The organism is Microbacterium oleivorans NBRC 103075 (assembly GCF_001552475.1).
In the GTDB taxonomy this organism is placed as follows: domain Bacteria; phylum Actinomycetota; class Actinomycetes; order Actinomycetales; family Microbacteriaceae; genus Microbacterium; species Microbacterium oleivorans.
This window is the reverse complement of sequence record NZ_BCRG01000002.1, coordinates 287441-310960: the sequence shown is the minus strand read 5'-3', so window position 1 is coordinate 310960 and position 23520 is coordinate 287441. Positions and strand designations below refer to the sequence as shown.

General features: G+C 67.7%; 21 protein-coding genes. 13 read left to right on the top strand and 8 right to left on the bottom strand.

Annotated features, from left to right (window positions below):
* Nucleotides 1-13: 13 nt before the first annotated feature.
* Both lpdA and MO1_RS04080 read right to left on the bottom strand, forming a co-directional pair.
* Nucleotides 14-1384 carry a dihydrolipoyl dehydrogenase gene (gene lpdA, locus MO1_RS04085; protein ID WP_060915268.1) on the bottom strand — a complete coding sequence of 457 codons (1371 nt, stop codon included), beginning with the start codon at nucleotides 1382-1384 and terminating at the stop codon, nucleotides 14-16.
* Nucleotides 1381-2853: a leucyl aminopeptidase gene (locus tag MO1_RS04080; protein ID WP_060915267.1), complete on the bottom strand. Its 1473-nt coding sequence runs from the start codon at nucleotides 2851-2853 to the stop codon at nucleotides 1381-1383. Before MO1_RS04080 ends, lpdA begins: the two co-directional genes overlap by 4 nt.
* Before the next feature lie 86 nt (nucleotides 2854-2939).
* Between MO1_RS04080 and MO1_RS04075 the strand changes: the two genes are divergently transcribed.
* The 5 genes from MO1_RS04075 to MO1_RS04055 all read left to right on the top strand — a co-directional run bounded on the left by MO1_RS04075 (nucleotide 2940) and on the right by MO1_RS04055 (nucleotide 8181).
* Nucleotides 2940-3869 (top strand): proteasome assembly chaperone family protein, encoded by a 930-nt coding sequence (locus MO1_RS04075; protein WP_036308851.1) that lies wholly within the window; start codon nucleotides 2940-2942, stop codon nucleotides 3867-3869.
* Between the two features lie 224 nt (nucleotides 3870-4093).
* Nucleotides 4094-5416, top strand: coding sequence for an RNA polymerase sigma factor (locus tag MO1_RS04070; protein ID WP_036308854.1), 1323 nt, complete (start codon nucleotides 4094-4096; stop codon nucleotides 5414-5416).
* Nucleotides 5413-6117 (top strand): coenzyme F420-0:L-glutamate ligase, encoded by a 705-nt coding sequence (locus MO1_RS04065; RefSeq protein WP_036308856.1) that lies wholly within the window; start codon nucleotides 5413-5415, stop codon nucleotides 6115-6117. The genes MO1_RS04070 and MO1_RS04065 overlap by 4 nt, the downstream gene beginning before the upstream one ends.
* Nucleotides 6118-6119: 2 nt before the next feature.
* Entirely contained in the window at nucleotides 6120-7142 is a 1023-nt protein-coding gene (locus MO1_RS04060) for a sugar-transfer associated ATP-grasp domain-containing protein (protein ID WP_036308858.1), read from the top strand.
* Nucleotides 7143-7167: 25 nt separating this feature from the next.
* Nucleotides 7168-8181, top strand: a complete 1014-nt coding sequence (locus MO1_RS04055; RefSeq protein ID WP_036308860.1) for a sugar-transfer associated ATP-grasp domain-containing protein — start codon at nucleotides 7168-7170, stop codon at nucleotides 8179-8181.
* A 69-nt stretch (nucleotides 8182-8250) separates the two neighbouring features.
* Here MO1_RS04055 and MO1_RS04050 read toward each other — a convergent pair whose 3' ends face one another.
* The gene (locus MO1_RS04050; RefSeq protein WP_036308862.1) at nucleotides 8251-8469 is read right to left on the bottom strand and encodes a DUF7455 domain-containing protein; all 219 of its coding nucleotides are present in this window, start codon (nucleotides 8467-8469) and stop codon (nucleotides 8251-8253) included.
* Nucleotides 8470-8662: 193 nt separating this feature from the next.
* Here MO1_RS04050 and MO1_RS04045 point away from each other — a divergent pair, with 193 nt between their 5' ends.
* Nucleotides 8663-10735, top strand: a complete 2073-nt coding sequence (locus MO1_RS04045; RefSeq protein WP_060915266.1) for a DNA gyrase/topoisomerase IV subunit B — start codon at nucleotides 8663-8665, stop codon at nucleotides 10733-10735.
* 196 nt (nucleotides 10736-10931) lie between these two features.
* Here the strand turns inward: MO1_RS04045 and MO1_RS04040 are convergent, their stop codons facing one another.
* From MO1_RS04040 to MO1_RS04030, 3 genes are read right to left on the bottom strand one after another with little or no spacing between them, the layout of a single operon-like run.
* Entirely contained in the window at nucleotides 10932-11600 is a 669-nt protein-coding gene (locus MO1_RS04040) for a DUF4166 domain-containing protein (RefSeq protein WP_036308867.1), read from the bottom strand.
* Complete coding sequence (locus MO1_RS04035) at nucleotides 11597-12205, bottom strand: SRPBCC family protein (RefSeq protein ID WP_244604210.1); 609 nt, start codon at nucleotides 12203-12205, stop codon at nucleotides 11597-11599. Before MO1_RS04035 ends, MO1_RS04040 begins: the two co-directional genes overlap by 4 nt.
* Nucleotides 12206-12215: 10 nt before the next feature.
* Nucleotides 12216-14669, bottom strand: a complete 2454-nt coding sequence (locus tag MO1_RS04030) for a DNA gyrase/topoisomerase IV subunit A (protein WP_060915265.1) — start codon at nucleotides 14667-14669, stop codon at nucleotides 12216-12218.
* Between the two features lie 86 nt (nucleotides 14670-14755).
* Here MO1_RS04030 and MO1_RS04025 point away from each other — a divergent pair, with 86 nt between their 5' ends.
* Nucleotides 14756-15886 (top strand): alkaline phosphatase family protein, encoded by a 1131-nt coding sequence (locus MO1_RS04025; protein ID WP_174520542.1) that lies wholly within the window; start codon nucleotides 14756-14758, stop codon nucleotides 15884-15886.
* Between the two features lie 3 nt (nucleotides 15887-15889).
* On the opposite strand, the gene sepH is transcribed toward MO1_RS04025, so the two are convergent.
* Nucleotides 15890-16915: a septation protein SepH gene (gene sepH / locus MO1_RS04020; protein ID WP_036308871.1), complete on the bottom strand. Its 1026-nt coding sequence runs from the start codon at nucleotides 16913-16915 to the stop codon at nucleotides 15890-15892.
* Between the two features lie 217 nt (nucleotides 16916-17132).
* Between sepH and MO1_RS04015 the strand changes: the two genes are divergently transcribed.
* Nucleotides 17133-17426 carry a DUF4193 domain-containing protein gene (locus MO1_RS04015; RefSeq protein WP_018186686.1) on the top strand — a complete coding sequence of 98 codons (294 nt, stop codon included), beginning with the start codon at nucleotides 17133-17135 and terminating at the stop codon, nucleotides 17424-17426.
* A 31-nt stretch (nucleotides 17427-17457) separates the two neighbouring features.
* On the opposite strand, the gene MO1_RS04010 is transcribed toward MO1_RS04015, so the two are convergent.
* A complete protein-coding gene (locus tag MO1_RS04010; RefSeq protein ID WP_036308874.1) occupies nucleotides 17458-17931 on the bottom strand; it encodes a DUF3093 domain-containing protein in 474 nt (157 codons plus the stop codon).
* 12 nt (nucleotides 17932-17943) lie between these two features.
* Here MO1_RS04010 and dut point away from each other — a divergent pair, with 12 nt between their 5' ends.
* The 5 genes from dut (at nucleotide 17944) to MO1_RS03985 (ending at nucleotide 23446) form a co-directional block, all read left to right on the top strand.
* On the top strand, nucleotides 17944-18393 hold the full coding sequence (gene dut / locus MO1_RS04005; protein WP_036308875.1) for a dUTP diphosphatase: 450 nt from the start codon (nucleotides 17944-17946) through the stop codon (nucleotides 18391-18393).
* Nucleotides 18390-18974, top strand: coding sequence for a DUF3710 domain-containing protein (locus MO1_RS04000; protein WP_036308876.1), 585 nt, complete (start codon nucleotides 18390-18392; stop codon nucleotides 18972-18974). Before dut ends, MO1_RS04000 begins: the two co-directional genes overlap by 4 nt.
* Nucleotides 18971-19747 (top strand): DUF3159 domain-containing protein, encoded by a 777-nt coding sequence (locus MO1_RS03995; protein WP_052009367.1) that lies wholly within the window; start codon nucleotides 18971-18973, stop codon nucleotides 19745-19747. Before MO1_RS04000 ends, MO1_RS03995 begins: the two co-directional genes overlap by 4 nt.
* Nucleotides 19748-19790: 43 nt before the next feature.
* Nucleotides 19791-20432, top strand: a complete 642-nt coding sequence (locus MO1_RS03990; protein WP_060915263.1) for an LON peptidase substrate-binding domain-containing protein — start codon at nucleotides 19791-19793, stop codon at nucleotides 20430-20432.
* Between the two features lie 149 nt (nucleotides 20433-20581).
* Nucleotides 20582-23446 carry an aconitate hydratase gene (locus tag MO1_RS03985; protein ID WP_036308880.1) on the top strand — a complete coding sequence of 955 codons (2865 nt, stop codon included), beginning with the start codon at nucleotides 20582-20584 and terminating at the stop codon, nucleotides 23444-23446.
* Nucleotides 23447-23520: the final 74 nt, after the last annotated feature.

Sequence of the window (23520 nt, the reverse complement as noted above, 5' to 3'; positions counted from 1 at the left end):
GACTGCGACGCGGTCAGATGGTATGGAGGGGCTTGCTCGCGAGGGCGAGGAATGCCTCGCCCAGAGCTTCGCTCTGCGTCGGGTGGGCATGCACGAACGGTGCGATGTCCTCGGGGTGGGCTTCCCACCCGATGGCGAGCTGTCCTTCGGTGATCAGTTCGCCGACTCGGTCACCGACGAGGTGAACGCCCACGACAGGGCCGTCAGCGATCCGCACGATCTTGGCGAAGCCCGCGGTTCCGAGGATCTCGCTCTTGGCGTTGCCCGCCAGGTTGAACTCGAAGGACACGACGCGTTCGCCGTGGGCTTCGCGCGCCTGGGCCTCGGTAAGTCCGACGGAGGCCACCTCGGGGTGCGAGTAGGACACCCGGGGGATCGTGGACTCCGGCACGGGGATGGGCGACAGGCCGGCGATCCGCTCAGCGACGAAGATGCCCTGCTGGAAGCTCCGATGCGCGAGCTGGAGTCCGGGCACGATGTCGCCAACGGCCCAGACGTGGGGCGCACTGGTCTGCAGGTCGGCGTCGACGACCACGAAGCCGCGGTCTCTCGTGACCCCGGCCTCGTCGAAGCCCAGCCCCTCGGTGACGGGTCCTCGACCGACCGCGACGAGGACGAAGTCGGCCTCGACGGTGCGACCGTCCGACAGGCTGACGCTCACGCCGTCCTCGCGTTCGGCGACCCCCTCGCACCGTGTCGAAAGCGCCGATTGGATGCCGCGCTTGCGGTACGCCCGCTCGAGAGCCTTGCTCGACGCAGCATCCTCTGCGGGGAGGAGGCGATCCAGCGCCTCGACGATGAGGACGTCGCTGCCGAGTGAACGCCATGCGCTGGCGAACTCGACTCCGATCACGCCGCCGCCGAGGACGACGACCGACGACGGGATGACGTCGAGCGTCAGGGCCGTTTCGCTCGTGAGGACTCGCGGCCCCGTTTCGATCCCGGGGAGCACGCGCGTCTGGGAGCCGGTGGCCAGGATGACATCGGCTCCGACGTACTCGTCCTCGCCCACGAGCACGGTCCGATCCGTACCCAAGCGGCCTGCGCCTCCGACGACGGTGATGCCTCGTGTCGAGAGGAGGCTCTGCAGCCCGCGGTACTTCTTCGCCACGATTCCTTCGCGGTAGGCGGCCATGCGCGCGGTGTCGAAGCCCGACAGCGCCGCATCGACACCGACGGATGCGGCCTCCCGCACGTGATCGGCGATCTCCGCCGTGTGGAGGAGCGCCTTCGTCGGGACGCATCCGCGGTGCAGACACGTGCCGCCGACCTTGTCCTTCTCGATGAGGGCGACCGTCTTGCCGAGCTCCGTGGCCCGGATCGCTGCGGCGTATCCGCCGCTGCCGCCGCCCAGGACGACGACATCGAATTCGTGGCGGGTCATCGCGACTCCGCCTCGAGGAAGGCGAGGAGGGAGCGCACGGCGGCCGCCGTCGGGCCCTTGTCGGTCGGGCCGAACGGCGACGCCTTGTTCTCGCCGCTTCCGGCGATATCGAGATGGACCCAGGGAATACGGGGGGCGTCGGCATCCTCCGTCGTCCGTCCGACGAAGCGCCGGAGGAACAGACCGGCGAACATCGTGCCGCCAGCGGGATCGCCGACCTTGGCGTTGCGGAGATCGGCGATGGGGGAGTCGAGTTCGTCCTCCATGTGGTCGGGGAGCGGCAACTGCCAGGCGGCTTCGCCGACGGATGCCGCAGCATCCAGGTACCGCGCGACGGTGGCGTCGTCACCCATGACACCCGTGTGGCGGTTGCCGAGGGCGACGATGACGGCGCCCGTCAGTGTCGCGACGTCGACGATCACGTCAGGGCGGGTGCGGCTCGCCGCGACGAGGCCGTCGGCCAGGACGAGGCGACCCTCGGCATCCGTGTTGAGGACCTCGACGCTCGTGCCGTCGAGCATCCGGAGCACGTCACCCGGGCGGGTCGCGCGCCCGGATGGCATGTTGTCGGCGATGCAGAGCCAGGCGGTGACGGCGACGGGCAGTTCGCGCTGAGCCGCGGCGCGGACGACCGCGAGGGCCGTCGCGGCGCCGGCCATGTCGAACTTCATCCCGATCATGGATGCCGGGGGCTTCAGTGACAGCCCGCCGGTGTCGAACGTGATGCCCTTGCCGACGACGGCGATGCGCCGTGAGGCGTCGACGGGGGAGTAGGTGAGTCGCACGAGGCGCGGAGGGCGGTCCGAGCCCTTGCCGACGCCGAGGATGCCGCCGTAGCCCTGGGCTTCGAGCTCGGTCTCGTCGAGGACCTCGACGTCGACCGGAAGGCCTGCCACCGCCTCGATCGCGCGCTCGGCGAGATCTGCGGGGCCGAGCCACTCCGCGGGGATGTTGACGAGGTCCTTCACGAGGGCGACGGCCGACCCTGCGACATGCACGGCCTTCAGGTCCTGAGCATCGACATCCGTCGCCACGTGGAGGGTCACCGTCGACGCGCGGTTCTTGGTGGGCTCACCTGTCTTGTACCCCTCGAAGCGGTACCCGCCGAGCACCGCGCCCTCCGCGGCCGCACGCCAGTGCTCCTCTGCATGGGGCACGGCGACGGCGAGGTGTGCGAAGCCGGTCGTGGTGCGCACGGCGGCGCCGACGGCATCCCGGATCGCGGTCGCCGTCGGCGACGCACCGGTTCCGACAACGAAGAGGGGGAGGTCGGTGGATGCGGGGGCGAACACGCGGACCGAGGTGCCCGCCGAGCCGGTGAATCCGACACCGCGGAGGACGTCCTCGACCCCGGGCCACTGCGTGAGCACCGTCGTCGCTTCGTCGAGAGGCGGAAGGGCCAGGACGATCGCGTCGGCGCCGCCGTCGCGTGCAGGAGAGGTGGACACGGTCAGCTCGGGGTACGGCATGGTCTCCATCCTATGGAGAGTGGCGTTCGCTCAGAGCGGGACGGTTGGCGCGCCGAGCCCTCTGACGCTGCTTCTACAGTGGAACCATGCCCCTGTCTGGTCCCCTCTACGAGCGCATCACGACCGCGCCGCCCGTTCCGGCGGGCCTTCCCCTCGTCGTCGCGTTGACCGGTTTCACGGACGCCGGGTCCGCCGTGACGCGTGTCGTCGACCACCTGCTCGCCGAGCACGACCCGGCACCCGTCGTGACCTTCAACCCGGATGTTCTCTTCGACTACCGCGCCCGTCGGCCTGTCATAACTTTCGACGGCGATCACCTGACCGACTACCAGGCGCCTCGGCTCGATCTCGCGCTGGTGCACGACACGCTCGGCCAGCCCTTCGTTCTGCTCTCGGGATATGAGCCCGACTTCGCCTGGGAGGCGTTCGTCGACACGGTTGTCGGTCTCGCCGAGGGGCTGCAGGTCCGGTCGGTGACGTGGGTCCACGCGATCCCCATGCCCGTTCCGCACACCCGACCGCTCGGGACGACCGTCAGCGGCAACCGCGCGGACCTCGCGGAGGCGCATTCGGTGTGGAAGCCGCGCACGCAGATCCCCGCGACCGCGGGTCACCTTCTCGAATACCGCCTGTCGGATGCCGGGGTCTCGGTCTCCGGCTTCGCCCTTCTCATTCCGCACTACCTCGCCGAGACCGATTTCCCGGCGGCGGCGATCGCCGCCCTCGACAGCGTCTCGATCGCGACGGGGCTCGTCTTCGACAGCGACACGCTGCGGGAGGAGAACCGCGAGTACCTCGAGAAGGTGGACGGTCAGGTCTCGGGGAGCGAAGAGCTGACCACGATGCTGCACAACCTCGAGGCGCGGTACGACGCCTACATGGCCGGTTCGACGAACGCGCAGCCGATCATCCATACGGGTGATCTTCCGTCTGCGGACGAACTGGCGGCCGAATTGGAGCGGTTCCTTGCGAACCGGCCCTCGGGCGACGACGACCGGCGTCCGGGGCTCGGCTGACACGCCGTTCGATCACTGCTCTTATCGCCCTCCTCGAGGGAATGCGCATACCGTTTTCGGTGTTGACACGGGTACGTCCTTCATGCATCCGACACGTGTGAGAGAATGGACGAAATGACCCGTTGTCTGGTCCGAGGGATTGCCGGTGAGCGACTCCGCGGGACTTGACAAGGGTCTTACTAGTGTCCGAAACCCGGCGGAGTGCCGTCGGTGAAAGGCGAGACGTGACTTCGAGCACGAGGACCACCCGTACACGAGCGGCCGACACGGTCGACGAGGCCGAAACCGTCGAGCCCGCGGCAGTCGCCGCCCCCGCCAAGAAGGCGCCCGCTCGGAAGGCCGCGGCGAAGAAGCCGGCCGCCGCGAAGGCTTCCCCAGCCAAGGCCCGCGCCGCCAAGAAGGCAACGGACGACGACGAGGAAGACGGCGAGGTCGATGAGACCGAGATCGACGCCGAAGCCACGGACGACGCGTCCGACGACGACACCAAGAAGGATGCCGAGAAGGCGGACGGAGACGATGAGGACGAGCCGGCGAAGCCCGCCTTCAGCGAGCCCCTCCCGACCGGCGCGATCGTCATCTCGTCGTCCGACGACGACGAGGTCCCCGTCTACTCCACCCAGATCACGGGTGCGACGGCCGACCCGGTCAAGGATTACCTGAAGCAGATCGGCAAGGTGCCGCTGCTGAACGCGGCCGAAGAGGTCGAGCTTGCGATGCGTATCGAGGCGGGTCTGTTCGCCGAAGAGAAGCTCTCGCACATGACTGCTGCCGAGAAGTCGGCTCAGCTGGGTCTCGACCTGCAGTGGGTCGCCCGCGACGGTCAGCGCGCCAAGAGCCACCTGCTGGGCGCGAACCTCCGCCTCGTCGTGTCGCTCGCCAAGCGCTACACCGGCCGCGGCATGCAGTTCCTGGACCTCATCCAGGAGGGCAACCTCGGCCTCATCCGCGCCGTCGAGAAGTTCGACTACACCAAGGGCTTCAAGTTCTCGACGTACGCCACCTGGTGGATCCGTCAGGCGATCACGCGTGCCATGGCCGACCAGGCGCGCACGATCCGCATCCCGGTCCACATGGTCGAGGTCATCAACAAGCTCGCCCGTGTGCAGCGGCAGATGCTCCAGGACCTGGGTCGCGAGCCCACTCCCGAAGAGCTCAGCCGCGAGCTGGACATGACGCCTGAGAAAGTCATCGAGGTCCAGAAGTACGGCCGCGAGCCCATCTCCCTGCACACCCCGCTCGGCGAAGACGGCGACAGCGAGTTCGGCGACCTCATCGAGGACACTGAGGCGGTCGTCCCGGCCGACGCCGTCGGCTTCACGATGCTGCAGCGGCAGCTGGAGTCGCTCCTCGACTCGCTCAGCGAGCGTGAGGCGGGCGTCATCCGGATGCGATTCGGTCTCGGGGACGGCCAGCCCAAGACGCTGGACCAGATCGGCGACACGTTCGGCGTGACGCGCGAGCGGATCCGTCAGATCGAGTCCAAGACGATGGCGAAGCTGCGGCACCCGTCGCGGTCGCAGTCGCTCCGGGACTACCTCGAATGAGCGACGCCGCGAACGAGGGCAAGGAGCTCACGCGAGCGGTCGACGGGGCGACGTACGCCCGGATTCCGATCCGGACGCACGTCGTCATGCCGGGCGAGGACATCGACGAGATCGTCGCGACCTACGCGGCCGCCGAGCTTCAGCCGGGTGACCTGCTGTTCGTGACGGAGAAGATCGTCGCGATCACGCAGGGACGGTCGTACCTGGTCGAGGACATCACGCCGCGCCCGCTTGCCCGTTTCCTGTCGCGCTACGTCGTGAAGACGAGATACGGCATCGGCCTTGGCATGCCCGAGACGATGGAGATGGCTCTGCGCGAATGCGGGACGCCCCGCATCGTGTTCGCTGCCGGCGTCGCTGCGGTGACGAAGCTCTTCGGTCGCCGCGGAGACTTCTACCGGATCGCCGGCGATAAGGCGCGCTCCATCGACGGGCCGACACCGCACACGATCCCGCCGTACAACAAGGCGGTCGTGCTCGGACCGAAGGACCCCGCCGGGGTCGCGTCTGGTCTGAAGCAGAAGCTGGGCGGCACCAACGAGGTCGCCGTCGTCGACATCAACGACATCGGCGGCAACATTCTCGGGTCGACGCTCGACAAGGCGGGGGAGCAGCGGCTGGTCCGCATCCTCTCGGACAACCCGCTCGGTCAGGGCCACCAGTCCACTCCGCTCGGCATCATCCGTCCATCGAAGGTCTGACCATGAGCGCCGTCAACAGGCTCTACCGACGCGCCCGCTTCTTCGTTCGGCGTGTCGTCAACTTCGACAGCGAGCGCGTCCTGCAGTTCGCTCGACAGTCTGCGCGGTTATCGAAGGCGCCGCTGTGGTGGGTCGTCGCCGACATGGTCTGGTGCTCCGTCCGCTACGAGACGACGTTCGAGAATTACTCGGAGTGGGATTTCCGCATCCTCAAGGGACGCGAGCGCAAGACCTACATGACCGACCCGAAGTCGTTCCACCTGTCGCGCCGCCTCAATGACGACGCGCAACGGGCCATCTTCGACGACAAGCTGCAGTTCGCGACCCGTTTCGGCCCCGAACTCGGGCGCGAGTGGATCGACCTGGACAAGACGGATGCGGCGGAGTTCACCGACTTCGTCGGACGCCACGCGCGCATCATCGCTAAGAACCCCGGCGGTGTCGGCGGTAATGGCATCACGCTGGTCGACTCCGTGGAGATCGATGACGCCGCCGCGTTCCGCGGGCGGCTGCTCGCCGATCGGCAGACCCTCGTCGAGCAGGTGCTGGTTCAGCATCCCGACATGGCAGCCCTCTACCCGGGGAGCGTCAACTCTCTCCGCATGGTGTCGTACCTCGACCCCGACGGTGAGGTGCACGTGCTCGCAGGCGTCTTGAAGATCGGCAACGGCGGAGTCATCGACAACTTCAGCAACGGCGGCATGTACACCATGCTCGACGAGCGGGGACGCGCCATCCACGCGGCCAGCGACGAGGAAGGGCGACCGTTCGCGGAGCACCCGGCCACGGGTACGCCCATCACCGGCTTCCAGGTTCCCCTCTACGACGAGGTGCTCGCGCTCGTCGACCGCCTCGCTCGCCGCGTGCCGGCCTTCCCGTACATCGGGTGGGACATCGCGATCACGCCCCAGGGACCCGTCGTGATCGAGGGCAACCACAACTCCGGCGTGTTCCAGTCGAAGCCGTCGGTCTCCGGCATCCGCCGTGGCCTTCTGCCGCGGTACCGCGCTGCCATGCGTTTCTGACCGACTCGAATCCGAAGGGACCGCCATGCGTCGCATCCGCGTCCGCCTGCAGTACCTCCTCCGACGTGCACGCAAGATCCGGCCCGGCAACCTGGTCGAATTCGCCCGCACCGTCCAGCGGGTTTCGAAGGCGCCCGTGCCGGTGATCATCGTCGACATGCTGTGGTGCTCGCTGCGCTACGACATGGCATTCCGCGACTACGCGGTGTGGGACATCCGTCTGCTCAACGCGCGGGAGCGGAAGACCTGGATGACCCACCCCAAGTCGTTCCGGATCACGAAGATGTACAACACCCCGGAGGGGCGCTCCAAGCTCGAGGACAAGCGCCGGTTCTCCCGGGAGTACGCGGACCTGCTCGGTCGGGAGACGATCGATCTCCGCGACGTCGACGACACGGAGCTCGCTGCGTTCCTCGCCCGGCACCCCCGCGTTCTCGCGAAGCCCAACGAGGGGCACGGTGGTGGCGGAATCGACCTCCACGAGGTCGGATCGGATGTCGACGCGTCGGCATTCCGCGCTGACGTGACCGCGAAGGGGCAGACGGTCCTCGACGAGTTCATCGTGCAGCATCCCGAGATGTCGGCGATGTACCCGGACGCGGTCAACACGATCCGCCTGATCACGTTCCTCGACGGTGAGGATCGCGTGCACCTGCTCGCGTCGGTCCTGCGCATCGGCAACGGCGACGTCATCGACAACTTCGCGTCGGGCGGGATGTTTACCATGCTCGACGACGACGGCGTCGCCCTGTACCCGGGCGTCGACAAGAACAGCAATGTCTACCGGGAGCACCCCGTGACCGGAACGCCCATCGTGGGGTTCCAGGTGCCGCAGTACGACCGCGTACTCGATCTGGTCGCGTCACTTGCACGGCGGACGCCGGAAGCCCCGTACGTGGGGTGGGACATCGCGATCACCGCGAACGGTCCCGTCGTGATCGAGGGCAACCACAACTCGAGCGTCTTCCAGCCGAAGCCGTCCGCGTCGGGGGTCCGTACGGGACTGTTGCCCGTCTACCAGGCGGCAGTCGGCTTCTGAGTCGTCTGACACACGCGAAGGCCCCCTGCAGAAGCAGGGGGCCTTCGTCGTGGATCGAGACGCTGCGGCTCAGACCGATTCGGTCAGGCGCGCGGTCTCGTCGTGCCAAGACGTTGCGATGGAGCGGAGCTTCTCCTCGTACTTGCGACCGTGGTGGGCGCAGAAGAGCAACTCGCTCCCGTTGACCTCGGCGGCGATGTAGGCCTGGGCTCCGCAGGAGTCGCAGCGATCCATCGCCGTCAGGCGGTGTTCGAGGACGGCTGGCTCGGTGGTGGTCGACGTGCTCATGTCAGGTGCCTCCTCGTACTGCTCAAGACGGGTGAACTGTCATGTCATACAACCACGCGGATGTTGTGGGTATGCCGCCATTGCGTGACATTTCGCTGTGCGCGTACGGTATGCGCCTGCCCGAGCGCGGACCTGGCCCCGGCGAGTGTGTCGGTCGGTCCGGTGACGGCGGGGCCGAATACGATGGGAGATCGTGACAGCCGAGTATTCCGCCCATCATCTCCAGGTCCTGGAAGGGCTCGAAGCCGTTCGCAAACGGCCCGGCATGTACATCGGCTCGACCGACTCCCGCGGCCTCATGCACTGCCTCTGGGAGATCATCGACAACTCGGTCGACGAGGCGCTCGGCGGATACGGAGACCGTATCGACGTCGTGCTGCACGCCGACGGGAGCGTCGAAGTCCGCGATCGTGCTCGCGGCATCCCGGTCGACATCGAACCTCGCACCGGGCTCTCGGGCGTCGAGGTCGTCTTCACGAAACTGCACGCCGGTGGAAAGTTCGGCGGCGGCTCCTATGCGGCATCCGGCGGTCTTCACGGTGTCGGTGCGTCCGTCGTCAACGCGCTGTCCGAGCGGTTGGATGTCGAGGTCGACCGCGGCGGCAAGACCTATGCGATGTCGTTCCACCGCGGCGAGCCGGGAACGTTCGACGGAGACGGCCCGTCGTCCCAGTTCCGGCCGTTCGAGAAGTCCAGCGAACTCACGGTCGTCGGCAAAGCCCCCCGAGGAGTGACGGGAAGCCGCATCCGCTACTGGGCGGACCGGCAGATCTTCACGAAGGACGCCGCCTTCGACCTCGGTGAGCTCGAGCAGCGCGCTCGACAGACCGCGTTCCTCGTGCCGGGACTCGAGATCGTGATCGTCGATCAGCGCGGCGAAGAGCCGATCGAGACGAGCTACCGGTTCGACGGTGGCATCTCCGAGTTCGCCGACTTCCTCGCGCCCGACGCGCCGATCACGGACACCTGGCGTCTGACGGGGACGGGAACCTTCACCGAAACGGTGCCGGTCCTCCAGCCGACCGGCGCGATGGTCCCCACCGAGGTGGAGCGCGAGTGCGAGGTCGACATCGCGCTGCGCTGGGGGACCGGCTACGAGACCGTCGCTCGCTCGTTCGTCAACATCATCTCGACGCCCAAGGGCGGTACGCACCAGCAGGGCTTCGAGCAGGGCCTCATGAAGACGATCCGCGGACAGATCGAGACGAACGCCCGCAAGCTGAAGGTCGGCGCGAACGAGAAAATCGAGAAAGACGACATTCTCGCGGGGCTTTCGACGGTGCTCACCGTGCGTCTTCCCGAGCCGCAGTTCGAGGGGCAGACCAAGGAGATCCTGGGAACGCCCGCGGTCCGCAACATCGTGGCATCCGTGGTCTCGAAGGAGTTGGCCGCGAAGTTCGCGTCCTCGAAGCGGGACGACAAGGCGCAGACGGCGCTCGTGCTCGAGAAGGTCGTCTCGGAGATGAAGGCGCGCATCTCTGCGCGCACGCACAAGGAGACCCAGCGCCGGAAGAACGCCCTCGAGTCGTCGTCGCTGCCGACCAAGCTCGCGGATTGCCGCACGAACGACGTCGAGCAGTCGGAACTGTTCATCGTCGAGGGTGATTCAGCACTCGGCACGGCGAAGCTCGCCCGCAACAGCGAGTACCAGGCGCTGCTGCCGATCCGCGGCAAGATCCTGAACGTGCAGAAGGCCTCGGTCAGCGACATGCTGTCGAACGCCGAGTGCGCGGCGATCATCCAGGTGATCGGCGCCGGCTCGGGTCGGTCGTTCGACCTCGAGTCGGCCCGCTACGGGAAGATCATCCTCATGAGCGACGCCGATGTCGACGGCGCCCATATCCGTACGCTGTTGCTGACCCTCTTCTTCCGGTACATGCGCCCGCTCATCGAGGCAGGTCGGGTGTATGCGGCGGTTCCGCCCCTTCACCGTGTCGTCGTCATGAATCCGGGCACGAAGCCGAACGAGACCGTCTACACCTACAGCGAGCAGGAGCTGCACACGCTCCTCGCGAAGCTCACCAAGTCCGGCAAGCGGTGGCAAGAACCGGTGCAGCGCTACAAGGGTCTCGGTGAGATGGATGCCGACCAGCTCGCCACGACGACGATGGACCGCGCGGGCCGCACGCTTCGCCGAGTTCGGGTGCAGCACGCCGAAGCCGCGTCGTCGGTCTTCGAGCTCTTGATGGGCTCCGAGGTCGCCCCGCGTCGCGACTTCATCGTCACGTCCAGCGAGCGCCTCGACCGCGAGCGCATCGACGCGTGATGCGACCGCGCGGTAGCCTGCGGACATGAGCCCGCACCGCGTCGTCGCCCCTGTCATCGCCGCCGGGGAGAAGCACCGCGGTCCCGCGTCGTACTTCCCGAGCATCGAGAAGACCTACGGGCAACCGATGCAGCATTGGCTCGACATCACGCGAACGCGATCGTCGCCTACGTCAAGGCGAAGCTCGAGTCCTGACTCAGAGTCGTCTCTCGTGTCGGCGGGGCTTGTAGCTCTCTGGGGAGTCGGATGCCGGGATCCATTCGCACGTGAAGCTGCCGCGATATCCGAAGAGGAAGCCGAGTCGGGTGTTCTCCACGCGCAAGTCGACGTGGAATCGGCCGTCCGATTCGTCGTACCGTTCGCGGAGGGTGGCGGACCCGCTGAAGATCATCGGGAAGCGGAACGAGAGGGGTCCTTCGTGGAACCGTTGCGCACCGCTGCGCAGGACCAGCGAACCGTCTGATTCGGCGCGCACGTCCAGGTCGACGGCGAGATGCTGGTGCGTCCCGAGGTAGTCGACGATTCCTCCGCGGCCGGCGACCATGGTCGCGTCGAAGCGACGCTGTCGACCGCCCATCCGGTACTCCCGGACGAAGGTGACCGTTTCACGGCCGTGCGGATCACGGTAGGGATAGTTGGCGATCGTGAAAGGCACATCAGTGCCGACGTCGGGGATGAGGATGTTCCGGAGCCGTCCGATCTGCAGGAACGGAACGGTCCACCAGGGGCCGCGTCGGATCTCGGACATGGTCCCGCGGCCGACGCACGCGGTGCCGGTGTCGAGACCGACGTCGAATCGGCGTTGCAGTTGAGGGTGCAGCTTGTCGAAGTCGGCGCCCATGGCAGCGCGGAAGAGCGAGGTCACGAGGGTTCCTCCAGGGATGCGAGGGTCGCGGGTGCGCTGTCGAGGGCGTGCCGTGTCGGGGGCCGTCGTCTGCACCGGGCGGCTCGTGGCCGGTCTGTGCGCCAGCACGCCAAGACGGAACTCAGTGGCCACCTCTCCGGCGGAATCCCGGTCTCGGCCCAGATGCGCAGACGGTCGAAACTCCACGCAGTCGCCCATCCGATCATCGGGCGGACGATGACGTCGATCGGTCCCCAGCCGGGGTCGTAGTCGTACCCGGTGACGAAACGGATGCCGCCGTTCGGCAGCGGCGTGTAGCGCCAGTAGCCGCGACCGCTTCGCAGGGGCGACAGCCGGTCGGTCGTCGAGAAACGGAGCGCGGAAGTCCGGGTACCGTCGGGTCTGATCAGCTCCCCGAGGCTGACGCCTGTTCCTTCGACGGTGTGGAAGAGAACGGAGCGTTCGTACGTGAAGCGTTGGACGGCATCGGGGGCCGGCTCTGCCGGTGTGATCGCCGAGAAGCGAAGATCCCAGCGCGGGTGAGAGGCGGGATTCTGCGTCAGGGACCACACCCGCTCCATCGACGCGGCGATGTCGATCTCCACGTGAATGCCGCGCCGAGCCACGTCCGCCGCCTCAGGCCACCACGGTGCCGATGGCGCCGATCACCGCATCGAGGGGCTGTCCGGATGCATCCCGCTTGGCCCCCGCTTCAGGGAGCTGGCGCACGGCGCCGTCCGAGCCGACGGCGCGAGGCTCATCGCCCACCCAAGCCAATGCCAGCGCGTCCTCGCCGCGGAGGAAACGCTGCGCGCGCACGCCACCGGTCGCCCGGCCCTTCGCGGGGAACTCGGTGAACAGTGAGACCTTGCCTGATCCGGCATCCGTTCCGGGGAGGGCTGCCGTCGATCCGGCGATCGTCGCCACGACCGTGCCGTCGGTCGCCGTGAGAGCGGTGAACGCGATGACTCGCGCGTCGTCCGAGAGTCGGATACCGGCCATTCCGCCCGCGGAGCGGCCCTGCGGCCGAACGGCGGACGCGTCGAAGCGAAGCAGCTGCGCGTCGCTCGTCACGAAGACGAGCTCCGCGCCGTCAGCAGCGAGGGCAGCGCCCACCACCGCGTCGCCCGGCTTCAGGGAGATGACCTCGACGTCGGGCTTGCCCGGCGGCAGCTCGGTCGCGGCCACGCGCTTCACGACACCCTGCGTGGTGCCGAGGGCGATCGGCGCGTCTGCGCTGAGGGGGACGATCGCGACGACGTGCTCGTTGACGCCGAGCCCCAGGTACTGGTCTGCGCGGGTACCGGCGGCGAGTTGCACGGAGTTCGCCGGCACGGAGGGCAGGTCGACGGGCGTGAAGCGGACGAGGCGGCCGAGGGTGGTCACCGCGCCGAGGTCGCCGCGAGTGGTGCCGTTCACCCAGGAGCGGATGGCGTCGTGCTTCGATCGGCGTGCCGGGGGAACGACTCCGCCTCCAGGAGCGTCGGCGATGAGCTCCGCGCGGACCATCCGTCCGGTCGCCGACAGGTAGACGCGGCAGGGGGCGTCGGCGATCTGAAGATCCGCAGGAGCGGCAGCGCGACCCCGGGGAGCGACGGGCCCGCCGTTCATGAGCAGAGTGCGCCGTGGTGTGCCGAACGCTTCTGCGGCAGCATCCAGCTCGGTCGCCACTTGACGACGGAGAAGGACAGCGCTGCCGAGGAGCTCCTCGAGCGACGCGATGTCGGCCTTCAGGGTGTCGCGTTCGCTCTCGAGCTCGACGCGGGAGAACTTCGTCAGGCGCCGGAGGCGAAGCTCGAGGATGTACTCGGCTTGCGGTTGGGAGAGGTCGAACACGTCCATCAGTCGGGCGCGCGCCTGCTCGCCGTCGTCCGAGGTGCGGATGACCTGGATGACCTCGTCGATGTCGAGGATCGCGATGAGCAGACCCTCGACGAGGTGCAGGCGCTCCTGCTTTCGCGCGAGGCGGTACCGGCTGCGACGCGTGACGACCTGAACGCGGTGGTCGAGGTAGACCCGCAGCAGCTCCTTGAGGCCCAGCGTCTGAGGCTGGCCGCCCACGAGGGCGACGTTGTTGATGCCGAACGAGTCCTCGAGGGGAGTCAGCCGATAGAGCTGCTCGAGCACGGCGTTCGGGTCGAAGCCGGTCTTGATGCCGATCACGAGCCGAAGCCCATGGTTGCGATCGGTCAGGTCGGTGAGGTCCGAGATGCCGGTCAGCTTCTTCGCCGAGACGGCGTCGCGGATCTTCTCCATGACGCGTTCGGGACCCACCATGTACGGGAGCTCCGTGACGACGATGCCCGTTCGGCGCGGCCCGAGGGATTCGATGGAGGTTTTCGCGCGGGTACGGAATGACCCGCGCCCGGTCTCGTAGGCCTCTTTGATGCCATCGAGTCCGACGATCACGCCGCCGCCGGGGAGGTCCGGCCCCGGGACGAACTCCATGAGCTCCTCGAGGGTCGCCCCCGGGTTCTCCAGCAGGTGAATGGCGGCGGATACGACCTCGATGAGATTGTGCGGCGCCATGTTGGTCGCCATACCGACGGCGATGCCCGTCGCGCCGTTGACGAGCAGGTTGGGGAAGGCCGCCGAGAGCACTTCGGGCTGCTGGAACTGGCCGTCGTAGTTCGGGATGAAGTCGACGACGTCCTCGTCGAGGTTCTCCGTGAGAGCCAGAGCGGATGCCGCGAGTCGAGCCTCGGTGTATCGAGCCGCGGCGGGCCCGTCGTCGAGCGAACCGAAGTTTCCGTGACCGTCGACGAGCGGCACGCGGAGCGCGAACTCCTGCGCAAGGCGGACGAGAGCGTCGTAGATCGCAGAGTCGCCGTGGGGGTGCAGCTTTCCCATCACGTCGCCGACGACGCGCGCGCTCTTGACGTGACCGCGGTCGGGGCGGAGCCCCATTTCCGACATCTGGAACAGGATGCGGCGCTGGACCGGCTTCAGGCCATCGCGAGCATCGGGGAGCGCACGGGAGTAGATGACCGAGTACGCGTACTCCAGGAACGAGCCCTGCATCTCATCGGCGAGGTCGACGTCCTCGATGCGTTCAACGGCGGGCGGGGGAGGGGGAGTGCGCGATGCCATGGCCTCGATCGGTCTTCGGGTGATGCTGCGGTGATGCTGCGAGGGGCCAGATCGGCGGCGGAGCACCGTGTGGAAGACTGACCCGGATGACTCTCAGCCTACCCGTGGACCCGCCGTCGGCCCGGAGCCTCACCGATGTCGTACCGCAGATCTTGGCGTCGCTGGAGGGTCGGGGAGACTGGTTCCCGGGCGCCCGTTCCGCGGTCGTTCTCCTCGTCGACGGGCTGGGTCGGGCGAACCTGACGGCACGGTCCGGTTACGCCCGCTTCCTCACGGGGCGGATGACGAAGAAGGATGCCGCGCGCACCGTCTTCCCCTCCACGACAGCGGTCGCCCTCGCGAGTCTCCTCACGGGTGAGATGCCGGGGCAACACGGTCTCGTGGGTTATCGGGTGCGGGTGCCGGGAACCGACGTCGCTCCCAACCAACTGAAGGGGTGGGAGAGCGACGGCCTTGACCCGCTCACATGGCAGCGGAGCATTCCGCTCCTCGAGCGGGAGGCTGCTGCGGGTCGTCCCTGCTTCGTTGTCTCCCAGCCGCGGTACGCCGCGACGGGGTTCACCCGGGCGCTCCAGCGCGGCGCGGAGTTCATCGGCGCATCGACCGTCGCCGAGCGGGTGGAGCGTGCCGCGGACCTTGCGCTGCGGCATCCTGGTGCACTCGTCTACGCCTACGTGCCCGAACTGGACACGATCGCTCACGCCCGCGGCTGGGAGAGTGACGAGTGGGCGGCGGGATTGGAGCTCGTCGACGGAGCAGCACGGAGCTTGGACGCCGCGATCGGCTCCCACGCCGGCGCGATCGTCACTGCGGATCACGGCATCGTCGACGTCCCGCGGCACCGCCACATCCTGCTGCAGGGCGGGGACGACCTCGTCGAGGGTGTCCGGATCGTCGGAGGAGAGCCGCGCATGCTGCACCTCTACGCGGAGGACGGACGTGCCGACGACGTTCTTCGCCGATGGCAGGATGCCGAGTCCTCCCGTGCGTGGGTGATGTCACGAGACGAGGCGGTGAGCGCCGGTCTGTTCGGGCCGTCGCCCGACTCGGACGTGCTCCTGCGCATCGGTGACGTCCTCGTCGCCGCACGGACCACGGTCGCCTACTACGACGACAGAGAACCCGACAAGAAGCCGCAGAACATGATCGGCCAGCATGGCTCGCTCACCGATCAGGAGCGCGTCGTGCCCCTGGTGCGGCTCGGAGCGTTCGGCTGAGTGTCAGCCGTCTTCGGTGCGCGCACCGAAGACGATCTCGTCCCAGGACGGCATCGAGGTGCGACCGCGTCGGCGTCCCTGGTCCGGGGCAGGGTCCGAGCCCTTCTCGGGCTCTGCGGTCTCCGCGTCCGACGCAGCGGGTTCTTCGTCCGCTTCCAGGGCGTCGAAGAGGGCGACCGGGGTCGAGGTGCGCTCGTCCGTCTGCTCGCCGGGCATGGGCTCACGCTGACCGCGTCGACGCCGCAGAGCCTCGAGAAGGTCAGCGGTCTCGGCAGAGGTCACCGGGGCATCGGGCGCGCGCTTGATCGCGGCCTTCTGCACGGCGTCCGAAGACGACGCGCGGGGCTCGGGCGATTCGAGGTCGGCCTCGGGCTCCGTGACCAAGCGGGGACCGAACGTGCCGCTGTCGAAGCGCGTCGCGTCCTTCTGCGGCGAGGAGTCGAGTGCTCGCAGGCGTGGGATGAGCCCCTCGGGGAGCGAGCCCTGGCGCGAGAGCTGGGTGGCGTCGGAGTTCTGCGGAGCGAGCGACGAGCGGCGCGGGTCGAACGACCACCGTGCGTCGTGCTCGACGTCACCGACGGCGAACTCGAGTTTGACGGTCCAGCCGTTCTGGTCCTTCCAGCTCGTCCAGCGCTCACCGGTGGCGCCCGCCTCGGTGAGCTTGGCGCGGACGGCATTGCCGAAGGTGGGCTGTGCCCCCGGATCGAGTTCGCCGCCGATCAGCACCGTGACGGCGAGGGCTTGACCCACGACGTGCTCGCGCTCGGCGAGAACCGGGCCCTCGAAGCGCTGAACGTCCTCGACGCGGACGCCGAGAAGCTGGGCCACGTCCTCCGCGGTCATTCCGGCGCGGATGTGCGCCTGGATGTCGCGAGGGTTCGGGCGGGTCGTGCGGGGTTCGGCATCCCGCTGCAGGCGGCGCAAGTGGGTGCGCAGAGCCTCATCGACGGCGAGCGAGAAGCGGTCGCCGGCGTCGGTCGCGAGCATGAGGCGACCGTCCTCGGTGCCGATCACTTTGAGCTGTTCCATGCGGACGTCCTCCAGATCCAGCGTGTGCGTTCATGCTGTCACGGCGTAGCGCGACCGGCGGGAATATCCGGGGCGCGCCGCGAGTTTGCGGTGGGGCACCTCCGAAAGGGAGCGACGGCCCGACGGCCCATTTGCGATTCACCGACAGGTGATGCAAACTATGGCCGCCCGAACGGGCCGCCCCCATTGCACCACCCGAAAGTTGAGACGTTCTCGAATGGCCACGGATTACGACGCCCCCCGCAAGACCGAAGACGACAGCGAGTCGATCGAGGCTCTCAAGGAACGCGTCCCGGACAAGATGTCCGGCTCGGTCGACGTCGAGGACTCTGACAACCCGAGTGGGTTCGAGCTTCCCGGCGCAGACCTCTCCGACGTCGACCTCGACGTCGTCGTCCTGCCTCCGCAGGAGGACGAGTTCACCTGCGTCGAGTGCTTCCTCGTGAAGCACCGGACCCAGATCGATCACCAGACCTCGATCGGTGCCATCTGCACCGAGTGCGCCGCGTAAGCCGCGCCGACCACAGCGACTGCTGCGAGACCTAGCGCCCCCGCTGCGCGCGGGTGATCATCGCCGCCACCCGATCGGGTGTGCGGGACGAGAACACCCACCGCGCCGTGGGGTCGTCGTCGTCTGAGACGGGAACCCGGACCACACCATCGATCCCCCCTCGGATCAGGTGCCAATCATCGCCACGGAGTTCGCCCCCACGAGCGGACCGTGCCGCCTCACCTGTGAAGATCTCGGGATCGCCGAGCTCCGCGACGGGGATGTGAGCCCGTCCCACGTGCAGGACGCCATCGCGTACCGCGACGACCGGGGCGGCGATGATCAGGGAGGATACGAGGACGACGCCCACGGCGAGACCGATCACGAGTGCGAGTGTCGTGTCGATGGGGGAGAACACCACGGCCGCCATGGGGGCGCACACTGCGGCGCTCACCAGCAGCCACAGTGATGGGCTCAACCGCTCGCGGTACGACGACGGCGGGACGGTTCGGTCGGTGTTGTGCATTAGCCTCGGGGGGTGATGGATACCGTGGACGTTCCCATTATCTCGGCTCATGTGCCCGTCTACGCGCACCCCGGGGACGCCGGTGCCGACCTGGTCTCGACGGAGCAGGTTCGGCTCGAGCCAGGTCAGCGCGCGCTCGTGGGCACGGGCGTGCGCATCGCGCTGCCCGACGGGTACGTCGCCTTCGTGGTTCCCCGCAGCGGGCTGGCCGCGAAACACGGCATCACCGTGGTGAACTCGCCTGGGACGGTGGATGCCGGCTACCGGGGCGAGATCAAGGTGACGTTGCTGAACACGGATGCCTCTCACTCCTTCGACGTCGCCCCGGGCGACCGCATCGCCCAAATCATCGTCATGCCCGTCTCGCGGGCGACTTTCCTCCCCGTCGACGCGCTCCCCGACAGCGTGCGCGGCGACGGCGGATTCGGATCCACCGGCTACACGACAGGACGACCCGCATGAGCGACGAGCTCGCACCCAAGTCAGCACCGATCAATCGGTCCGAGAACGGCCCCTTCGACGAGGCGGAGGCGAACCCCGTCCGCCCGTACATCGATCTCGGCGGGGTGAAGGTTCTTCCGCGTGAGGGGCTGAACCTCCGGCTCGAGGTCGAGGAGCAGACGAAGCGCATCGTCGCCGTGGGTCTCGACTACGCCGGCTCGACTCTGCAGGTGCAGCCGTTCGCCGCGCCTCGCTCGAGCGGTCTCTGGGAGGAGACGCGCGAGCAGATCCGCGAGCAGGTTCGCCAGCAGGGCGGTCGCGTCGAAGAGCGCGAGGGTCCTCTCGGGCCGGAGCTCCTCGCCGAGGTTCCGGTAGCCGGCGCGGACGGTGCGGCAGGCAAGCGCCTCGCTCGATTCGTCGGCGTCGACGGACCGCGCTGGTTCCTCCGCGGTGTGATCGGCGGTGCGGCAGCAAGCGATGTCGCCGCCGCCGAACAGGTCGAGGATCTGTTCCGTTCGATCGTCGTGGTCCGTGGGACGACGCCCATGCCGCCGCGTGATCTCATCCCGCTCAAGATGCCGGCGTCTCCCGGCAGCGCATGAGCACGTCGGAAGACCTCCCGGTGCCCGGCGCATCGCAGCCGGCGCGCTCGGACCTCGTCCCCCCGACGCCCGAGGAACCCAAGGCATCCGATCTGATCGGACAGGCCCTCGGCGGTGCGGCGAAGCGTGCCGGTCTCGATCCGGCCGAAGACGCGACGACCGGCCACGTGGTCTGGCGCGCGATGGGCGGATGGCGGGGCATCGCCGAATCGGTCCTGCCCGGTCTCGTCTTCGTGGTGCTGTTCACGGTCACCGCGCAGGACCTCGTTCTCTCGCTCGTCGCCTCCGTCGGCCTCGCAGCCGTCTTCACGGTCATCCGTCTCATACAGCGCTCACCCGTGGCCGCGGCCTTCGGCGGACTCGTGGCGACCGGAGTCGCCGCGGCTCTCGCACTGTTCACCGGTCGAGGAGTCGACAACTTCGTCCCGGGCCTCATCACCAACGCCGCGTACGGCACGGGATTGCTGATCTCCGCCCTCGTGGGGTGGTCTCTCATCGGCGTCGCCGTCGGATTCCTCATGAACGAAGGAACGGCGTGGCGAGCGGATCGCCGCAAACGACGCGCGTTCTTCTGGCTGACGATCGCATGGTCTGCGTTGTTCTTCGCCCGCCTCGCCGTGCAGTTGCCGCTGTACCTCACGGATCAGACGGCGGCGCTCGGGACCCTCAAGCTCGTCATGGGACTGCCGCTGTTCGCTCCGCTCGTCGCGGTCACCTGGCTCGCCGTACGAGCCCTGTACCCGCGGCGTGCAGATGTGCCGGGCGAGAGCTGATCGACCGACCCGATGGGGCCTTGCGCCTGGTTGACTGAGCGGTATGGACGCCGTTCCGATGTTCCCACTCGGGAGCGTGCTCTTTCCGCACACTCCTCTCGTGCTGCGGATCTTCGAGCCGCGCTACCTCACGATGGTGGGGCGACTGCTCGACGAGGATGATCCGTCGTTCGGTGTGGTCCTGATCGAACGCGGCCTCGAATCGGGTGGGGGAGACGAACGCGCTTCGCTCGGAACCATGGCGCGCATCGTGAAGGTCGAAGCGGGCAGCGCCGACCTCTTCGTCGTCGCTGTCGGAGGAGAACGGATCGCCGTCGACCGGTGGCGTGACGACGATCCTCATCCGATCGCCGATGTCTCGCCGTTGCCGCCGCTGGTCTGGGATGAGGCGTTGTCCTCGCTCCGGCGAGAGGCGGAGCGCGTCGTGCGGCGGGTCGCCACGCTCGCGTCGGTCCTCGACGAGGCCCGATGGGACCCCGATACGGAGGTGTCGGACGATCCGGTGGAAGCCGCGTGGCAGCTGGCAGCCATCGCCCCCCTGGGGGACTACGACAGGTTCCGCCTGCTCGGAGCAGCGAACCTTCAGGAACTCCTGACCACGCTGACGGAGCTGTGCCTCGAAGAGGAACCCGTCCTGGTCGCCCGTGCGGCCGACACGGTCGACCCCGAAGACGACGACGCCTGAGTAAGCGGCATCCGACGCGGTAGAGTATCTTGATATCAAGATAAATTTCGCCCGTCAGGGTAAGGCGCGCCTCACTAGCCGCCGGGACCTCGCGGGGCGAAGATGGGAGGGCCGGCTTATGCCGCGCCCGCCGACGAAGGAGAGCACACGTGTCCACAGTTGACAGCTTCGGTGCCAAGAGCACACTCACAGTCGGCGACACCGACTACGAGATCTTCCGCATCGACACCGTTCCCGGTTACGAGAAGCTTCCGTACAGCCTGAAGATCCTTCTCGAGAACCTCCTTCGCACCGAAGACGGTGCGAACGTGACGAAGGAGCAGATCGAGGCCCTCGGGAACTGGCAGCCCGATGCCGAGCCGAACACCGAGATCCAGTTCACGCCCGCACGCGTCGTGATGCAGGACTTCACCGGCGTCCCGTGCATCGTCGACCTCGCCACGATGCGTGAGGCGGTCACCGCTCTCGGTGGCGACCCGAACAAGATCAACCCGCTCTCGCCGGCGGAGATGGTCATCGACCACTCCGTCATCGCCGACCTCTTCGGCTCCGAGAACGCGCTCGAGCGCAACGTCGAGATCGAGTACGAGCGCAACGGCGAGCGGTACCAATTCCTCCGCTGGGGCCAGACCGCCTTCGACGACTTCAAGGTCGTCCCCCCGGGTACCGGCATCGTCCACCAGGTGAACATCGAGCACCTCGCCAAGGTCATCTACGACCGCACGGTCGACGGTGTCCTGCGCGCCTACCCCGACACCTGCGTCGGCACCGACTCGCACACCACGATGGTCAACGGTCTCGGCGTCCTCGGCTGGGGCGTCGGCGGCATCGAGGCTGAGGCTGCGATGCTCGGTCAGCCGGTCTCCATGCTGATCCCCCGGGTCGTGGGCTTCAAGCTGACCGGCGAGATCCCCGCCGGTGTGACGGCGACCGACGTCGTCCTCACGATCACCGACATGCTCCGCAAGCACGGTGTCGTCGGCAAGTTCGTCGAGTTCTACGGCGAAGGCGTCGCCCAGGTCCCGCTGGCCAACCGTGCCACGATCGGCAACATGAGCCCCGAGTTCGGGTCGACCGCGGCGATGTTCCCCGTCGACGACGTGACGCTCGACTACCTGCGTCTCACGGGCCGCGACGAGCAGACCGTCGCCCTCGTCGAGGCGTACGCCAAGGCCCAGTCGCTGTGGCACGACGCGTCGCGCGAGCTCAGCTTCAGCGAGTTCATGGAGCTCGACCTCTCGACGGTCGTCCCCTCGATCGCCGGTCCGAAGCGTCCGCAGGACCGCATCCTCCTCTCCGAGGCGAAGAACCAGTTCGAGAAGGACATCCTCAACTACGCGGATGCCACGGCTGAAGACTCCGTCGAGATCGAGGGCACGTTCCCCGCTTCCGACCCGGGCTCCGCCCCGGGCGTCGAGCACGAGACGGTCTCGGCCGAGGGCGTCTCGCACCAGCACGATCACGAGCACGCTCCCTCGATGATCTCGAGCGGTGGGCGTCACGCGGCATCCAAGCCGGTCAAGGTCACAACGCCCGACGGACAGTCGTATCTCCTCGACCACGGTGCGGTCACTCTTGCGGCGATCACCTCGTGCACGAACACGTCGAACCCGTCGGTCATGATCGCGGCGGGCCTGCTCGCCAAGAAGGCCGTCGACAAGGGCCTGAAGCGCAAGCCGTGGGTCAAGACGACGCTCGGCCCGGGGTCGAAGGTCGTCACCGACTACTACGAGAAGTCCGGCCTCGACAAGGCGCTCGAGGGCCTCGACTTCTACACGGTCGGCTACGGCTGCACGATCTGCATCGGCAACTCGGGGCCGCTCATCGACGAGGTGTCGGCAGCGATCAACGAGAACGACCTCGCCGTCACGGCCGTCCTATCGGGCAACCGCAACTTCGAGGGCCGCATCAGCCCCGACGTGAAGATGAACTACCTCGCGTCGCCGCCGCTCGTCGTCGCCTACGCTCTCGCCGGGTCGATGAACTTCGACTTCGAGACGGACGCGCTCGGCAAGGACGCGGACGGCAACGACGTGTTCCTCAAGGACATCTGGCCCTCGCCCGACGAGGTCCAGGAGGTCATCGACTACTCCATCTCGCGTGAGCAGTTCATCAAGCAGTACTCGACCGTCTTCGACGGCGACGAGCGCTGGCAGAACCTGCCCACCCCCACGGGACCGATCTTCGAGTGGGACGAGAACTCGACCTACGTCCGGAAGGCTCCGTACTTCGACGGCATGCAGAGCTCGCCGGCGCCTGTCACCGACATCTCCGGTGCGCGGGTCATGGCAACCCTGGGTGACTCGGTCACGACCGACCACATCAGCCCGGCCGGAAACATCAAGGCCGGAACCCCCGCCGCGCAGTACCTCACGGAGCACGGCGTCGCGCAGAAGGACTTCAACTCCTACGGCTCCCGTCGCGGCAACCACGAGGTGATGATCCGCGGCACGTTCGCGAACATCCGACTCAAGAACGAGCTCGTGGCCGCGGTCAACGACGGCAAAGTTGTCGAGGGCGGGTTCACCCGTGACTTCACCCAGCCCGGCGGCCCGCAGTCGTACATCTACGACGCGAGCCAGAACTACCAGGCGCAGGGCACCCCGCTCGTCGTGTTCGGCGGCAAGGAGTACGGCTCCGGTTCGTCGCGCGACTGGGCGGCCAAGGGCACGAGCCTGCTGGGCGTCAAGGCCGTCATCACCGAGAGCTTCGAGCGCATCCACCGCTCAAACCTGATCGGCATGGGCGTCGTCCCGCTCCAGTTCCCCGTAGGTGAGAGCTGGGCATCGCTCGGCCTCGACGGCACCGAGATCGTCTCGATCACGGGTCTCGAGCAGCTGAACGAGGGCGTCACCCCGAAGACGGTCACCGTCGTCGCCGAGCCGAGCGAGTTCTCGCCCGAGGGGAAGCAGACGATCACGTTCGAGGCGATCGTCCGCATCGACACCCCCGGTGAGGCGGACTACTACCGCAACGGCGGCATCCTGCAGTACGTGCTCCGCTCGCTGGTCTGACCCGATTGTCAAGAGGACCCCGGCTCCCGCGTGGAGCCGGGGTCCTCTCGTTTGGGGGGACGTAGACTCTCGTC

Coding starts and splice junctions, on each gene's coding strand:
- lpdA (WP_060915268.1), bottom strand. CDS start 1,384: ATGACCCGCCACGAATTCGATGTCGTCGTCCTGGGCGGCGGCAGCGGC.
- MO1_RS04080 (WP_060915267.1), bottom strand. CDS start 2,853: ATGCCGTACCCCGAGCTGACCGTGTCCACCTCTCCTGCACGCGACGGC.
- MO1_RS04075 (WP_036308851.1), top strand. CDS start 2,940: ATGCCCCTGTCTGGTCCCCTCTACGAGCGCATCACGACCGCGCCGCCC.
- MO1_RS04065 (WP_036308856.1), top strand. CDS start 5,413: ATGAGCGACGCCGCGAACGAGGGCAAGGAGCTCACGCGAGCGGTCGAC.
- MO1_RS04060 (WP_036308858.1), top strand. CDS start 6,120: ATGAGCGCCGTCAACAGGCTCTACCGACGCGCCCGCTTCTTCGTTCGG.
- MO1_RS04055 (WP_036308860.1), top strand. CDS start 7,168: ATGCGTCGCATCCGCGTCCGCCTGCAGTACCTCCTCCGACGTGCACGC.
- MO1_RS04050 (WP_036308862.1), bottom strand. CDS start 8,469: ATGAGCACGTCGACCACCACCGAGCCAGCCGTCCTCGAACACCGCCTG.
- MO1_RS04030 (WP_060915265.1), bottom strand. CDS start 14,669: ATGGCATCGCGCACTCCCCCTCCCCCGCCCGCCGTTGAACGCATCGAG.
- MO1_RS04025 (WP_174520542.1), top strand. CDS start 14,756: ATGACTCTCAGCCTACCCGTGGACCCGCCGTCGGCCCGGAGCCTCACC.
- sepH (WP_036308871.1), bottom strand. CDS start 16,915: ATGGAACAGCTCAAAGTGATCGGCACCGAGGACGGTCGCCTCATGCTC.
- MO1_RS04015 (WP_018186686.1), top strand. CDS start 17,133: ATGGCCACGGATTACGACGCCCCCCGCAAGACCGAAGACGACAGCGAG.
- MO1_RS04010 (WP_036308874.1), bottom strand. CDS start 17,931: ATGCACAACACCGACCGAACCGTCCCGCCGTCGTCGTACCGCGAGCGG.
- MO1_RS04000 (WP_036308876.1), top strand. CDS start 18,390: ATGAGCGACGAGCTCGCACCCAAGTCAGCACCGATCAATCGGTCCGAG.
- MO1_RS03995 (WP_052009367.1), top strand. CDS start 18,971: ATGAGCACGTCGGAAGACCTCCCGGTGCCCGGCGCATCGCAGCCGGCG.
- MO1_RS03990 (WP_060915263.1), top strand. CDS start 19,791: ATGGACGCCGTTCCGATGTTCCCACTCGGGAGCGTGCTCTTTCCGCAC.